The 14,137-nt window shown below is 68.6% G+C and carries 13 protein-coding genes; 5 read left to right on the forward strand and 8 right to left on the reverse strand.

The features are described 5' to 3' along the window. The first annotated feature begins 54 nt into the window (after positions 1–54). Entirely contained in the window at positions 55–456 is a 402-nt protein-coding gene (gene panD, locus ABZ806_RS28575; protein WP_067637167.1) for an aspartate 1-decarboxylase, read from the forward strand. A 14-nt stretch (positions 457–470) separates the two neighbouring features. Then, positions 471–2,051, forward strand: coding sequence for a (2,3-dihydroxybenzoyl)adenylate synthase (locus ABZ806_RS28580; protein WP_500220510.1), 1,581 nt, complete (start codon positions 471–473; stop codon positions 2,049–2,051). 9 nt (positions 2,052–2,060) lie between these two features. On the opposite strand, the gene ABZ806_RS28585 is transcribed toward ABZ806_RS28580, so the two are convergent. The 3 genes from ABZ806_RS28585 to mgtE all read right to left on the reverse strand — a co-directional run bounded on the left by ABZ806_RS28585 (position 2,061) and on the right by mgtE (position 5,334). Continuing rightward, positions 2,061–2,621, reverse strand: coding sequence for a hypothetical protein (locus tag ABZ806_RS28585; RefSeq protein WP_500220499.1), 561 nt, complete (start codon positions 2,619–2,621; stop codon positions 2,061–2,063). A gap of 46 nt (positions 2,622–2,667) precedes the next feature. Then, entirely contained in the window at positions 2,668–3,876 is a 1,209-nt protein-coding gene (locus tag ABZ806_RS28590) for an RDD family protein (protein ID WP_500220500.1), read from the reverse strand. 102 nt (positions 3,877–3,978) lie between these two features. Further along, positions 3,979–5,334, reverse strand: coding sequence for a magnesium transporter (gene mgtE / locus ABZ806_RS28595; protein WP_500220501.1), 1,356 nt, complete (start codon positions 5,332–5,334; stop codon positions 3,979–3,981). A 469-nt stretch (positions 5,335–5,803) separates the two neighbouring features. Here mgtE and ABZ806_RS28600 point away from each other — a divergent pair, with 469 nt between their 5' ends. Together ABZ806_RS28600 and ABZ806_RS28605 are read left to right on the forward strand one after the other, a co-directional pair. Continuing rightward, the gene (locus ABZ806_RS28600) at positions 5,804–6,133 is read left to right on the forward strand and encodes a hypothetical protein (RefSeq protein ID WP_500220502.1); all 330 of its coding nucleotides are present in this window, start codon (positions 5,804–5,806) and stop codon (positions 6,131–6,133) included. A 9-nt stretch (positions 6,134–6,142) separates the two neighbouring features. Continuing rightward, positions 6,143–6,919: a tetratricopeptide repeat protein gene (locus tag ABZ806_RS28605; RefSeq protein ID WP_500220503.1), complete on the forward strand. Its 777-nt coding sequence runs from the start codon at positions 6,143–6,145 to the stop codon at positions 6,917–6,919. A gap of 278 nt (positions 6,920–7,197) precedes the next feature. Here ABZ806_RS28605 and ABZ806_RS28610 read toward each other — a convergent pair whose 3' ends face one another. Both ABZ806_RS28610 and ABZ806_RS28615 read right to left on the reverse strand, forming a co-directional pair. Beyond that, positions 7,198–7,386 carry a DUF397 domain-containing protein gene (locus ABZ806_RS28610; RefSeq protein ID WP_500220504.1) on the reverse strand — a complete coding sequence of 63 codons (189 nt, stop codon included), beginning with the start codon at positions 7,384–7,386 and terminating at the stop codon, positions 7,198–7,200. Next, positions 7,383–8,267 carry a helix-turn-helix domain-containing protein gene (locus ABZ806_RS28615; RefSeq protein ID WP_500220505.1) on the reverse strand — a complete coding sequence of 295 codons (885 nt, stop codon included), beginning with the start codon at positions 8,265–8,267 and terminating at the stop codon, positions 7,383–7,385. The genes ABZ806_RS28610 and ABZ806_RS28615 overlap by 4 nt, the downstream gene beginning before the upstream one ends. 349 nt (positions 8,268–8,616) lie before the next feature. Between ABZ806_RS28615 and ABZ806_RS28620 the strand changes: the two genes are divergently transcribed. Further along, positions 8,617–9,531 (forward strand): aminoglycoside phosphotransferase family protein, encoded by a 915-nt coding sequence (locus ABZ806_RS28620; protein ID WP_500220506.1) that lies wholly within the window; start codon positions 8,617–8,619, stop codon positions 9,529–9,531. A gap of 509 nt (positions 9,532–10,040) precedes the next feature. Here the strand turns inward: ABZ806_RS28620 and ABZ806_RS28625 are convergent. From ABZ806_RS28625 to ABZ806_RS28635, 3 genes are all read right to left on the reverse strand, one after another. Then, positions 10,041–10,334 (reverse strand): hypothetical protein, encoded by a 294-nt coding sequence (locus ABZ806_RS28625; RefSeq protein WP_500220507.1) that lies wholly within the window; start codon positions 10,332–10,334, stop codon positions 10,041–10,043. A 29-nt stretch (positions 10,335–10,363) separates the two neighbouring features. Continuing rightward, positions 10,364–11,986, reverse strand: a complete 1,623-nt coding sequence (locus ABZ806_RS28630) for a toxin glutamine deamidase domain-containing protein (protein WP_500220508.1) — start codon at positions 11,984–11,986, stop codon at positions 10,364–10,366. 594 nt (positions 11,987–12,580) lie between these two features. Then, positions 12,581–14,137 (reverse strand): hypothetical protein (locus ABZ806_RS28635; protein ID WP_500220509.1); only part of this gene is annotated, 1,557 nt, incomplete at its 5' end.

Raw genomic sequence — 14,137 nt, forward strand, 5'->3', positions numbered from 1 at the left:
AGCCTTAGTTGATCGTGGAGATTCATGGAGAATCGTGGAGAAGAGGACGAACCCGTGCAGCGGACGCTGATGAACGGAAAGATCCACCGCGCGACCGTCACCCAGGCGGATCTGCACTACGTGGGCTCCCTGACCATCGACGCGGACCTGATGGCCGCGGCCGACATCGTCGAGGGCGAGCAGGTCCACGTCGTCGACATCACCAGCGGCTCCCGCCTCGTCACCTACGCCATCACCGGTGCGGCCGGCAGCGGCGTCATCGGGATCAACGGCGCCGCCGCCAGGCTGGTGCAGCCCGGCGACATGGTCATCATCATCACCTACGCGTCCGTGGACGACCCGTCCCGGCACGAACCGCACGTCGTCCACGTGGACGCCGCGAACCGCATCGTGGCCCTCGGCTCCGATCCGTCCGAGCCGGTCCCCGGCGCCCCCGCGCAGCTGGCGGGGCGGTGAACCGTCCGGTGACCGTGGAAGGCTTCACCCCCTGGCCGCCGGACCTGGAGGCCCGTTACAAGGCCGAGGGCTACTGGACCGACCGCCTGCTGGGCAACGTGCTGCACGGCGACCCCTCGCGAACCGCCCTGGTGGCCGGCGCCGACCGCCTCACCTACGCCGACCTGGACGCGCGCGCCACCCGCGCCGCCGCCGGCCTCCTGTCCCTCGGTCTCCGCCGAGGTGACCGGGTCGTCGTCCAACTGCCCAACACCACGGCCTTCGTCGTCACCTTCCTGGCCCTGGTGCGCATCGGCGCGGCCCCCGTGCTCACCCTCCCCGCCCACCGCGAAAGCGAGATCCGCTACCTCTGCGAACTCTCCGAGGCCCGCGCCTACATCTGCGCCGACCGCGACGGCGACTTCGACTACCGCGCGATGGCCCGGACCCTCCCCGTGGACCACGTGATCGTGGACGGCGAGCCCGCGGAGTTCTCCGCCCTCTCCGTGATCGACGCCGACCCGGTGGCGATCGAGGGCCCGGCACCGTCCGACATCGGGGTCTTCCTGCTCTCCGGCGGGACGACGGGCCTGCCGAAGCTGATCCCCCGGACGCACCGCGACTACGTCTACAACCTGGAGGCCAGCGCCGAGGTCTGCGGCTTCACGTCCTCGACCGTCTACCTGGTCGTCCTCCCCGCCGCCCACAACTTCGCCCTGGCCTGCCCCGGCATCCTCGGTGTCTTCTCCACCGGCGGCACGGTGGTCCTGTCCCCCTCCGGCTCTCCGGACGAGGCGTTCCCCCTGATCGAACGCGAGCGCGCGACGGTCTGCGCGGTCGTCCCGCCGATCGCCCTCCTCTGGCTGGACGCGGTGACCTGGCAGGACGAGGACATCTCGTCCCTCGAACTCCTCCAGGTGGGCGGCGCCAAGTTCGCCGCCGAACGCGCCGCCGAGGTGCCGGGCACCCTCGGCTGCCAGGTGCAGCAGGTCTTCGGCATGGCCGAGGGCCTCCTCAACTACACCCGCCTGGACGACACGGCCGACCTCATCGAGCAGACCCAGGGCCGCCCCCTCTCTTCGGCGGACGAGATCCGGATCGTGGACGAAGACGGAAAGCAAGTGGCCCGAGGCGAGGTGGGCGAACTCCTGACCCGGGGCCCGTACACCCTGCGCGGCTACTACCGCGCGCCCGAGCACAACGCCCGCTCCTTCACCCCCGACGGCTTCTACCGCACCGGCGACCTGGTCCGGCAGCTCCCGTCCGGCCACCTGATCGTCGAAGGCCGCGAAAAGGACCAGATCAACCGGGGCGGGGACAAGATCTCCGCCGAAGAACTGGAGAACCACCTGCTGGCCCACCCCGCCGTCCACGACGCCGCCGTGGTGGGCATCCCGGACCCGATGATGGGCGAGCGCACCTGCGCCTTCCTCGTCATCAGGGACGGCGAGAAGGCCCCCGCCCTCTCCGAGGTCAGGGAGTTCCTCCGCACCCGCGGTTTGGCCGCCTACAAGTTCCCCGACCGCCTGGAGGAGAGCGGCACCTTCCCCCGCACGCCGGTAGGCAAGATCAGCAAAAAGGCCCTCGCCGCCCGAGTGGCGCCCCCGGCCTCCTGACCGGCCGCGTCAGCCGCCGGCCGCGAGGGAGAGGCGGCCGGCGGTGAGCCGCGTTATCGCCGCCGCCAGCTCATCGGCCGTTCCCTGCCAGAACGCGCTCACGTTGATGAAGAGCGGCGCCTCGTACGTCTCGAGGTTCGAACGCATTCCGTCCTGCCGCTCGCTGGGTGCCCGCGCGATGAAGGCCGCAGCCTCCGCCGGCCTGACGCAGAGCAGCAGTTCCCCGCTTTCCGTCCGCCGGGTGAAGACCGACTCCACCTCCGGCCACGCGACCGACTGACCACTCTTCACATGGACTCCGTCCGAGTCCATCCAGGCCACGGTGCCGGTGCCGCTGTGCCGGAACTGGCCGAACCAGCTGAGGCAGGCGAGCAGGGTTCCGAAAAGCGACACGATCCAGAGCGGAATCAGCAGGACGAACAGCGCGAGGCCGAAACCCGAGCCAAGGTCGGGGGAGGCCGCCAGGACCACGACGAGCAGCACCACGGAAACCATGAAAAGCGCGACGGCGATACGGCGCCACGCTTTGCGCGGGGCGGCGAACACGACCTGCTGACCGTTCGAATGCACTGACTTCCCTTTCAACGTCCGCACATCCTTACCAGAACCGCCGCGCTCACAGCCAGAGGATGGTGTTGAGCGTAGGGACGTGAATGAAGGTGAAGGCGTTCTTCGCCTTGGCCGCGGCGTCCGGCTGCGCCGGCGAAACCGCGGTCGTGGCGACCACGTAGTGGTCTCTGCTGTCGACGTCGCCGATCCGGGCGCCTCCCGGGGGATCGGTCGGGCCGCCGGGAACGAAGCGCAGATCGGTGTGCTGCAGAGCCCGTCCGGCCTGGCGTGCGGAGGCCGCGTCCGGGAATCTGAGGACGTGGCTGCCGACCAGCACACCTTCCGTGCTCGTGAACGCGATCTCGATGCGGCCTTCGCACTCGGCCCCGCGCAGGACGCCGCGGGCCTGCTCGCTCATCGCCCCGGCGAGGCACCCCTTCTGGTCGTCCAGGACCCTGGCGGCCGTGCGTTCATAGGTCGCGGAACGCCCCCCGAAGGCGTTCTCGAAATGGACGTCGTCGTCGTAGAAGGTGTTGACCTCGAACGCGGGGCCCCCGATGGAGGACGATCCGAAGGGGACGAGGACCATGACGACCGGCGATACCAGGATGGCGGCCGCGAGAACTCCCACGGCGGATCCGATCATGATGCGCCGGCCGCGTTCCCGCTTCTCCCAGCGCCGAACATGGTCACTGGGCGCCGTGGTGCCGGAGCCGGGAGACCGCAGCGCCGCCAGCCCGCCGGTCTCCTCCGGTTCCGGCGGCGCCTGCGCCTGGACGACCACCGTCCGGGCGCGGCGATCATGCAGGCACTGCCCGAGCCGCCGATCGTTCATCTGCTCCAACGGATCAGTGATCAGAGGGAAGGACGATGAACTCCGCGGAAGCACGTACCGCGTGAACGACCGGCGCCAGCCCGGCGGCCCCATTCCGTCTTCGTGGCGCACCACCCGGATCCCGGCGACCCGCTGGCCGAGCGTGCACCCCCACCGCCCGATTCCCCCGACACGCAGCAGGACCATGGAGACGACCCCGAGGAACGCGGCCGGAATGACCACCCACGCGGTCATCGAAGAAGAGGCGCCGTCGGAAAGCAGACCGAGGGCGTAGAGCGGCGACAAACCCGCCATGACCACCGTGAACGCCGCGAGGGTGTCGATGACCCGCGCTCCGAGACGCTGCCCGGTACTGGCCAGGACGCGCACGACCCGCTCATCGCCGTCCTGCGGAGTCTGCTCTGCTGATGTTCCTACGGGCACATACAGGGGGGCCGTCACAACGGCATATACAAGCACAGCCGCCGATGTCCGGTGCCGACGGTCCGACGTCCCACAATCGGCGTGCCAACGGCCACCGGCAGTTGCGTGGAAATCACCGGCTCAAATGCCCAGGACGGCCTTCGCGGTCAGGAAGTAGATGATCAGGCCGGTGGCGTCCACGAAGGTGGTGACCATCGGCGCGGAGACGACCGCCGGGTCGATCCGCAGCCGTTTGGCCAGCAGCGGCATGGTGCCGCCGATGGTGGCGGCCCACCCGCAGATGAGCACCAGGGTGATGCCGACGACCACCGCGATGTCCGCGCCGACGAACAGCGTCCCCACCACGAGCCCCAGCAGGGCCAGCAACCCGCCCAGGACGAGACCGACCCGGAACTCGCGCCAGATCACCTTCAGCAGATCCGAGCCGCGGACCTCCCCGACCGCCAGCGCGCGCACGCACGCGGTCGCGGCCTGCGCGCCCGCGTTGCCGCCCGCCCCGATGAGCATCGGGATGAACAGGGCCAGCGCGGCGACCTGCTCCAGCGTGGCCTCGAACGCCCGGGTCACGCCGACCGTGAGCGTCGCCGCGATCAGCAGCAGGCTCAGCCAGAGCGCCCGGTAGCGGGCCAGCTGCCAGACCGAGGCGGCCATGTAGTGGCCCTCCCACGGCGCGGTACCGGCCTGCCGGGCGAAGTCCTCGGTGTCGGCGGCCTCGATCACCTCGACCGCGTCGTCGATCGTCAGCAGCCCGACCAGCCGGCCCTCGCTGTCGACGACCGGCAGGTTCATGTCGTTGGTCTCGACCATCAGCCGGGCGGCGCCCTCGGCCGGGTCGGTGGCGTACGCCGTGGCCGGCTCGGTGACCACCAGGTCCGCGACCATCATGTCCGGCGGGTTGAGCACCAGCTCGCGCAGCTCCACGATGCCGGTCAACCGCCGTCCGGCGTCCACCACCGGCAGCGTGTACACCGTCTCGGCGTCCGCGCCCTTCTCCCGGACGGTCCGCAGCGCCTGCTCGACGGTCAGCTCCTGCGGCAGCGCCACCACCTGGGGCGTCATGTAGCGGCCGACCGAACCCTCCGGGTACCCGAGCAGCGCGGACGTCACCCACCGCTCGTGCGGGCTCAGCCCCGCCAGCACCCGTTTCGCGACCTTGGCCGGCGCCTCCCGCAGCATCCTGACGCGGTCGTCCGGGTCCATGCCCTCGACCAGTTCCAGGAACGACCGGTCGCGCAGCCCCGCCAGGATCTGCTGCTGGTCGACGGGCTCCAGCTCCTCGAACACCGCCAGCGCCCGGTCCTTGTCCAGCAGCCGGAACGCCACCCCGGCGCCGACGTCCCCCATCCGCGCGAGCTCATCGGCGACCACATGCGGCGGCTGGCTCTCCAGCCACTCCTGCGCATCGCCCAGCCGCTGCGCCTCGACGATCTCCCGCAACGACTCGGCAGGCTCGTGGCGCGCGCCCGACTGCGACATGACAAGATCCTCAACGACGACGAAGGTCCGCAGGGCACCGCAACGCGCAGAGCGGCCCGCCCCCGCCCGGAAGAGACACGACCCGACCGTGTGAAGCCGGCCCCTGCCCCGCCCCCGGCCACCACGTCCCAGCAGCATAGAGGCCATCGAACCCCCGACCGCCCGGCCCCCTGCCCGCACGGAGCCCCGGCCTGCTCGCCAAGCCCGACGGCGTAGCCGTCACCCGGGCCTTCGACGAACCCGGCCGGCCGACCAAGCAGAGCGGAAGTGGAGACCTCATGTGTCCCATGTGTCGGGTAACAGGATGTGGGGCGCCGAAATGGTCGACCTGAGGGCATCCGAAGTGTTGGTAATGTTCAGTGAAATGGCCGTCGCCCCCCCAGGGACCCCGTTGAGATCCCGTCTCCTGGACGCCGGTTGGAGGGAGACCTCGAGCGGGCTTCGCCGCGAATGGCGGCAGGGGGATATCGTGGCGATCCAGTTCGGCCAGGGAGAACATGCCTTCCTGGAGGCGACACTGGAGATCGCATGGCCTGATCCAGAAAGTCTGACGAGCGAAGAGCAGCTGGCGGAGGATTTCGAGATCAGATTCAGAACGAATCTGGCCCAAGTCGGTCGCCGGTTGGGTGAGCCTGCATTCGTTGGTACTTATGGAGACGAAGGATTTCCGGAAGATATAGATGCGGTCATGATCGCACTGTGGCCGATGAATTCGGCCGGGCTGTCGCTCAATTTCAAGCACGAGGATTCTGGGTTGCCGTTCAGGATTACGACTACATGGAGTCCCGGAAGGCTGTAGCCTGGATGGATGGGCAACGACCTGGTCGAGCAGTGTGAAGGTCTCCTTGTGCGGATCAAGCAGGGAGATTCCACCGCACACAACGAAATGGCCGATGTTTTCCCGGTGCTGCAGGATCTGGCGGACGCCGGCCGGGCGGACGCTCAGGCGCTGGTCGGAGGGCTGACGCTCGAATACATTGGCGACCACGATGCCGCCCTGCGCTATTTCCGCATGGCCGCCGCGGCCGGTCACCCGGCCGGTCGGCGCGGGCTCGGATACATGCTGCTCAATGGCATCGCCGTCCAGCAGGACGTCCCCGCGGCGGCCGACCTGTTCGAAGCGGCAGCGAAGTCCGGTGACGCGATCGCGGCATTAAACCTGGGCAGCCTACTGATGAAGGGGATTGGAATACGCCCGGATGAGGCGAGAGCAGTTGAAATGCTGCGCAGGGCATTGGCTGATGGAGTGCCGGCGGCGGCCGCCCTGCTGGCGGACTGGTACGCCGATCGCGGAGAATATGAAGAGGCCAGGAATCTCTATGTGAAGGCGGCCGATTCCGGCATCCCGACTGCGATGATCACTCTTGGAAAATGGTATGCGGATGGCACTGGTGGTGCGGTTGAAAAAATAGAAGCCGTCAGGTGGTTTCTGAAGCTACTCGATTTCGGCGACGGCGATGGTGTGCACGAGGCGATTCAGCTTGCCCGAACTATGGAAGACAGCGAGATCCGGGAAGCCGCAGCGAGGGCCGGCCGGCAGGACGACGCCGACGCTCTCATTAACGCCGCACGCAATCCAGCTTGACCCCCCGGGGGCGCTGTCGAACCGGCCGAAGTCCTGGTCCCGCAGGGCAGCGGGGACGATCAGGTGCGTGGCGATGATGTCGTCCGGCCCGTTCACGGACAGCCCGATGTCGCTCTCCAACGATCGCAGGTAGCTGCCGGAGGCGGGCTGTCTGACCAGCTGCCTGGTCCGGTGGGCCCGCACGAACCCGCCGCACGGACTGTGGTCCAGCACGTACGGAACCTCGGGCGACGATCGGATGGGTTTTAACTATGGCTACCCGATCAGTTTACGTCCTCTCAATTTGCTCTGATCGAGTCGAGCAGGGCAGACCATTCCAAACGGCTGAACTCCAGGACTGGCCCTGCCCCCCTGGCCTTGGTGTCGCGGACGCTGATTGTTCCGGAAGCGGAGCGGCCCGCCTCGACGTAGTTTCCACCTGCTTCGCTGTAGCTTGACACTCGCCAGTCTGTGAACTTCTTGGTCACTCGCCTGCTCCAGCCGATGGGCGCTCTAGTCGGTCCGCAGCCTCGATGAGACGCTTGAGGCTGTCCTCCGAGGATAGAACAACCTTGCTGAGAAGGTCGTATCGCTTGGTGTGCTGCTCAACCTCGTGCTTGCCGGTGTAAGGCAAGTCGCTGCTGGATGTCTCCACGACGACCATCGAAGGGGCAGCGGGGTCCGGGAAGCTGTAAAGGGAGAACGCCGCCTGGGGGATGGGCACGCCCTTGATGTACGTGTCAACCGGGAGCACGTGGATGGCCAGGTCGGAAACAGAAGTGCCGAGTTGGACGAGGTGGCGCACCTGAGCAGCCATGATGTCCGCAGGAACGTTGACCCGTCGAAGGACGACCTCATCGAGGATGACGGTGTAGGACGGCCCCTCTGGCGACAGGATTCCTTCTTGCCGACGCTGCCGTGCCTCGGTCATCTTCTTGAGGTTGAAGCCCAGCGGACCTTCGACGCGCTTGAGTTCGACGAGGGCGGCGCTGAACTCAGGCGTCTGCAGAAGCCCGGGGATTGTTGTGTCGTTGTATTCGCGGATGCTGGCGGCGCCGGACTCGATGTCGGCGTAGAGGCGCTGCCGAGGCCCCATGGTGTCTCCGTAGCGGTCCCACCAGCCCTTGGTGGACGCCTGGTTCGCGAGGCGGACGATCTCCTCCCACCTCGCACCAGTGATGTCGAGGGTGTCGAGGATCTTGATGACGTCGCCGACGTCGGGGCGGCCGTGGGCGTTCTCGAGGCGGCTGATCTTCATGCGGGAGTAGTGGATGCGCCTGGCGAGTTCGTCCGCCATCAGGCCGCGCTCCTCGCGGAGCTTGCGGAGTTCGGCCGCCAGACGCTGGCGTCGTACGTACGGGCTGACCATGCTGACCCTCGGGAGATAGGACCGTAACTATGTCATCACTGTGTGTACATGATGAGTCCGACGCTTGGCAGCGAAATGAACGGCCGGTCAGCCCGAACATGGTGACAAATCTGTATCGAACAGGTCCCACGTGCTATAGGAAAGCCGTGGTCGCACGTGCGGGATATGAACGTTCATTAGCCAGACGTCCAGCCCGTGTACGCGCGGACCGTCCAACCTGACGTCATCCCAAGAGCGACCTGGCTTTGATCTCCACCATCCCTTGCGCGATACCCACATCCCTCTGGGCGGGTCGGTTCCACTTCCGCTGATGCGCCGTCCACTCGAGGGCTGGCTAGAGTTGCTCCGCATGACGCACGCCGAGATCGAGATCACCGAGGAGTTGGTGCGGGATCTGCTGCGCGCTCAGCATCCCGACCTGGCCGATCACCCGGTGCGGCTCGGAGCCCGGGGCTGGGACAACCAGCTGTGGCGGCTCGGCGACGACCTCGCCGTCCGGTTGCCCTGGGCGACGGAGTCCGCGGACGCGCTGCTGCGCAAGGAGCACACCTGGCTGCCCGTCCTAGCCCCGCGCCTCCCGCTGCCGGTCCCCGTCCCGCAGCGCCTCGGCGAGCCCTCCGCACGGTTTCCGCGACCCTGGATCGTCACCACCTGGGTACCGGGCACGCCCGCCGACCGCGCCCCCGTCACGTGCGCCGGGGAAGCGGCCACCGCACTCGCCGCCTTCCTGACGGCACTTCACCAACCAGCCCCCGAGCAGGCCCCGGCCGGCCGGGGCCGTGGAGGCCCGCTGGCCGACTACTCCGAAGACTTCGCCAAGCAGCTCGCCTCGGTCGCCGAGCTGGGGCTCATCGGCGACCCTGACGCCGTCCGCGCGGTCTGGGAAGACGCCGCCGTCGCGCCCGACTGGGATGGCCCGGCACTCTGGCTCCACGGCGACCTGCATCCGGCCAACGTCCTCACCTCCGCCGGCACCATCTGCGGTGTGGTCGACTTCGGCGACCTCTTCGCCGGCGACCCGGCGTGCGACCTCGCCGCCGCCTGGATCCTGCTGCCGGACGGCGCCGCCGACCGCTTCCACGCCGCCTACCAACCGACTCCCGACGCCGCGACGCTGCGCCGCGCCCGCGGATGGGCCGTGCTACGCGCCCTCACCGGCATCCTCATCGGACACGCCGGCGTCCACGGCCGCCCCGGCGGCAAGCCCACCTGGGGCCCACCCGCCCACGCCGCCCTACGCCGCCTAACCACAACCCACAACTGACCAGCCGGCCGCCGTCCCGCAAGCCACCGCCAAACGCCGCCCCACCGCACCCAGCCCCAGCCACCACCCACCCCGCTCCCGGCCATCCCGCCCGCGCGTGCCCGGCTCCCGTGGACACCTGTCCCGCGCCCTACACGGCGCGAGATCCGCCTTACCGAGCAGCAACCCACCCCCGAGCGAAACTCAGCATTCTCCGATGAACAGCCCCAGCCGCAGCGCCATCGAGTTCCGCTTCTGCCATATGGTCCCAAGGACGGCGGGCCTGGGGCAGTACCAGAGGTTCCGCGTCGTGGCCGCCGGCAGGCTCGAAGGGAGCTTTGCCGGGGAGTCCGTCCCCATCGCCTACGCCATCGCTGGCCCGCGGAAGTGATTCATCCGGCGGCGAGGTCGTCTCGGTCTAGAGGCTCGCCCCAGCCATTGGGGCCATCGTGCTCGGCGTTCTCAGTCGGCTGATCTTGGAGTGTGTTGAGTCTGGGACGGCCGTAGAGCCGACTGCCTCCCAAGAAGGATCATGTCAACGTCGGGTTCGGGTTCGGTCTGCTCAGGATCGATGGGTCCGTGGCGATCATTACGGAGGGGCGGGATGCCAGCCTGCCGTCCTCCTTGAACACGATGGGCACGCCGCCCGCGATTGCGTACGAATCGTCCTCATCTATGAGGAATTCGCGGGCGCCGACGTTGAAGACATAGAACTCGTCGTTCTCACTTATCATACGGTCATCCAGGCAGAAGGTTCCGTGTGTCCACCCGGGCTCGAAATGTTCACGGACGAGTTCGCGTGCCTGGTCATAGGTCACGGCCATGCTGATGCCTCCAGGTGCAAGGTCGCAAGTCATGGTTCGAGGTAGGGGCCGATCACGCCGCTGGGCGGTGTCGGCCGATCATCCACTCGAAGATACTTTGTGGCACGCCCCAGGGTGAAGTAGCGTGAGGCATCTCGTATCGGAGGAGTCGGCTGGCCGTCAACGTAACGTACCTTTCCTCCGACGTTCTCCACGTTGAAGACGTGCGCACCGCCGCCGGGGCCCTTCCAAGCGATGTAGACGATACCTCTTGATCCCGGCTGTCTGAATGCCTCCTCGATCTCCGCCTTGGTTCCGGGCACGAATTTGGCTCCCCACGCCTTCTCAATGGTGCTCAGCGATCGACCACCCGGGCCGCTTTCATCGGTCCGCAGGTGTTTCTCTAGTGGTCCGGCCTCGGCGTCCACGCCACGTCGTTGCAACTCGTTGGCCTGGACGACGCCGGTACAGTTCTCGGAGTATGCAGATCTGGTCACATCAAATTTTGGATTGACTTTATCCAACGCCTCATCGATTTTGACGTCGATCTTCCTTTCGGCGAGTTCAGCCATTTTCTCGCCGAGGTCCTGATGGTCTTTTGCTTCCTTCTGGTTGCCGGTGATGGTGGACGTTTCGCGCCGATTCTCGGCATTTCTGAGATGGTTCTCGGTCTGGCTTCCCAGATTTCGCTCGCTGAAGTCGACGACTAGGGGCGCTAGCTGGGTGCTCCCTTCCTCTGGCGACACGGGCTCGGTGATCCAACTCACTGGAGTGTCGGATTGGTCAGGCATCTCGGCGGCTATGGATTGCCCGATTGCGGTCCGCTGGATGTCGCCTTCGACGGGCGGCTGGACGTCCGGGGTTCCTTCTGGCTGCTCGGCGGGAGCGGGGCCGGGCGCGTCTTGGGAAGCCTGTTCCTGCAGGCTGGGTCGCCGGTCGGCTTGGAGGATCTGCCCGGCGGCGGCCTCCGGGCTGGCGGCCCCGGTGCGGGAGGGGCGGCCGTCCTGTTGTGGTGGCTGCGAGTGGTCGCGGCTTTCAGGCTGGTTGTGCTCGTCCGGACGTCCCGCCTGGTCGGCCTCCGGCTCGGTGTCACGGAAGGCGGGCGGGTTCTCGGCGGCCACCGCTTCGACTGGTGGGTCCGGTTCTTCGGCGGCGTCCTCGGCGGTAGGGGATTCGGGTTCCTCGTCCTTGTCGCTGTTGGACTGTTCAGCATCGGGTTCGGCTGAGAATTCGCCGGTCTCTGCCGCGCCGGGCTGTGCTTCGGGCTCGTCCGGCCGTAGTTCCCCAGAGGGCTCGGGCTCTGGGTGCGCGGCGCCGCTTTCGCCGAGTTCGGTACTGGTCTCGCGGGTGTCGTCGGCTGCCTCGGCTTCCTCTTGGCCGTCCTGGTCGTTGCGCTGCTCGCCGGTGGGTTCGGCGGGGGAGGACTCGGGCGGTTCCTCGTCCGGGGCTTCGGGCGGCTCGGGGTCGTTCTCCGGCGCGGCCGTTCTCTGGCGCTCGAGTTCGGCCGCGCGGGCCTCCTGGGCTTGGCGGGCGGCGGCGCGGCTCTCTAGGCGGGACGGGAAGCCGGGCTGTCCGGGCCGGTCGGGCGCCGGCCCCGGTGGGTGCGCCGGGGGCCGGGGCTTGTCGGCGTCATCCCCCGGATTGTCGGGCCTGCCGGGACGGTCGATACCCACGCTGCGGTCCTTTCCGCCGGGGGAGCGGCGCCGTCGCCTTGACTGCGGACATTTCGCGCTTTTCGATACAGGTCGGATATGCGCTCGGCGGACGTGCGGGGGCGGCCTCCGGAGGCGTCGCCGTCCATGTAAGCGCGAACGTCTCCGATTTGCACGTTCAGCTCCCGACCGTGCGCGCAGCGCTTGTCTGAGTTGACGCCTCGGTAGGGGGATGGGCCGGTCATCCGGCGGCGAGCGGCGCGGCGGGACGGCATTCGGTGTGCGGTGACACCGCAATCCGAAGAATCCGCAACTGCGTCGGCGGCGGGGCTCGCACAAAACAAGGACGCAGACGGTCCGGTCACGTCCCGCAGGACTGGGCCCGGCGTGTGGTGGCGCGTCCTTGCACCGGTGGACCGTGCGCTAAAAGTCGCTCGGCTCGGGAACGTCGCTTACCGGCTTGGCGCCGTAAAGCAACACGCCGCTGATGCGATTGCGCAATCACGACGAGCGGCCGGACCGTGTCCGCGGATCTCCCGATTAATTCGGTCGTTGCCCGCCAGAGGCGGCCCGGTCGCGGACGGTCTGTCCAGCCTTCCGCCGCAGGTTCGGCCGTCAGTCCGGTGGGCGATCCGGTTCGGGGTGGGGTGCCGGGGCGGGTGGCGCTGCGGGGCCGGGCCATGGTGCGACGGGTGCTCCGGGACGGGGCGTGGCCGCGCCCAGAGCAGGGGCCGGGGCCTCGGCCGGCCGGTCGACGGTGATCGTGAGGCGGTCCAGGTAGGCGACCTGCAGTGTGGCCAAGACGAGCAGCGCGAGGACGAGCACGGCGAGCGGGGTCACGAACCCGAGCGAGACGCCGGGGGCGGAGTACTGGCCCAGCTGGCTGACAAGTGCGACAGGTGCCGTCATGGTGTCGCGGCTCGTGCCGACCAGCAGTGGCCAGAGCAGTTCCTGCGCGTTGATCAGGACCGTCGCGCCGCCGAGGAGGACGGCCAGCGGAAGCGCCGGCACCGCGACGATGCGCAGGAAACCACCGGCGGCCGGGGCGCCGGCCGCCACCTGCGCCTGCCACACGGCCGCCCGGCCGCGGCAGAACAGCGTCAGCACGACCAGCGCGGGGACGCTGATCAGCGTCGGCGGGATCAGACTGCCGAACGTATCGATCAGGTCGAGGCTGCGGGCGTTCTCGAAACCGCTGATGCTCAGCGGCCCGATGCCGACGAACAGCCACGGCGCGAACGGCAGCAGCAGCCATTCGCTCCTGCGGCCCAGCGGGCGCAACCCGCCGATGCCCAGGGCGCCGAGGAACGCAGCGCCGACCGAGACCAGCGCGCCCAGCAGCGGCGGCACCCACGTGTTGAGGTACGTCCTTCCGTCGGCGGGGGACGCGGCCCCGCGCGGGCCCTGCGAGGAGAACAACACCGACAGCCAGGGCCACGCACCGACCAGCACGACGGCAAGGACGGCGAGCAACGCCGCTGCGGCGATCACGATGCGGCCCGGGCCGACCGGCCGTCCGGCGGGATCCGCAGGAACGAGGTCGATGCGCAGTGCGGTGGTGATCGCGACGAGCGTGGCCGCGATGCCCAGGACTCCGAGGATCAGCCCCGTCACCGTGGCCAGAGCCGCGCCGTGGCCGAGGCTGAGAGAGACGAACGACACGCTGAACTGGAAGAGCGACAGCGTCTGCGTCGACCTGCCCGGTCCGCCGCGGGTCAGGGTATAGACGGAGGAGAACGTCTGCAGGCTCACCGCGAACGTGGCCAGGGCGGCGATCGCCCCGACCGCGAGCGCCGGCCGCACCCACCGTGCGGGGCCGCGGTCGCGCAGCACCGCCAGATATCCGAGCAGAGCGAGCCCGCACACCGCGCCGAACGTCGTCAGGCCGCTGATGGCCACCACGGCGACCCGCGCCGAGCCGGGGTCGGACAACTCCCCGAACGCCGTCTCCAGCCCCCCGTCCGGCATGCCCACCAGCCACGCGGCGGAGAAGGCGACGGGAGAGAACACCACCAGCGGCACCGACATCAGCACCCGGCCGGCGCGACGCGGCCACGTTCCGGCACGGTCGAGGGCAGCCGCGAGGAGCGGGGCGACGACGACCGCCACCACCAGCGGAATGACGGCCAGCGAGACGGTGAAGGCCAGGGCCTTCCAGAACTCGGCCTCGCC

This window comes from Spirillospora sp. NPDC047418 (assembly GCF_040643275.1).
Taxonomy (GTDB): Bacteria; Actinomycetota; Actinomycetes; order Streptosporangiales; family Streptosporangiaceae; genus Spirillospora.

Excerpts from the sequence above, each read along its gene's own strand:
- mgtE (WP_500220501.1), bottom strand. The coding sequence starts at position 5,334 with ATGTCGCAGTCGGGCGCGCGCCACGAGCCTGCCGAGTCGTTGCGGGAG.
- ABZ806_RS28605 (WP_500220503.1), top strand. The coding sequence starts at position 6,143 with ATGGGCAACGACCTGGTCGAGCAGTGTGAAGGTCTCCTTGTGCGGATC.
- ABZ806_RS28615 (WP_500220505.1), bottom strand. The coding sequence starts at position 8,267 with ATGGTCAGCCCGTACGTACGACGCCAGCGTCTGGCGGCCGAACTCCGC.
- ABZ806_RS28620 (WP_500220506.1), top strand. The coding sequence starts at position 8,617 with ATGACGCACGCCGAGATCGAGATCACCGAGGAGTTGGTGCGGGATCTG.
- ABZ806_RS28625 (WP_500220507.1), bottom strand. The coding sequence starts at position 10,334 with ATGGCCGTGACCTATGACCAGGCACGCGAACTCGTCCGTGAACATTTC.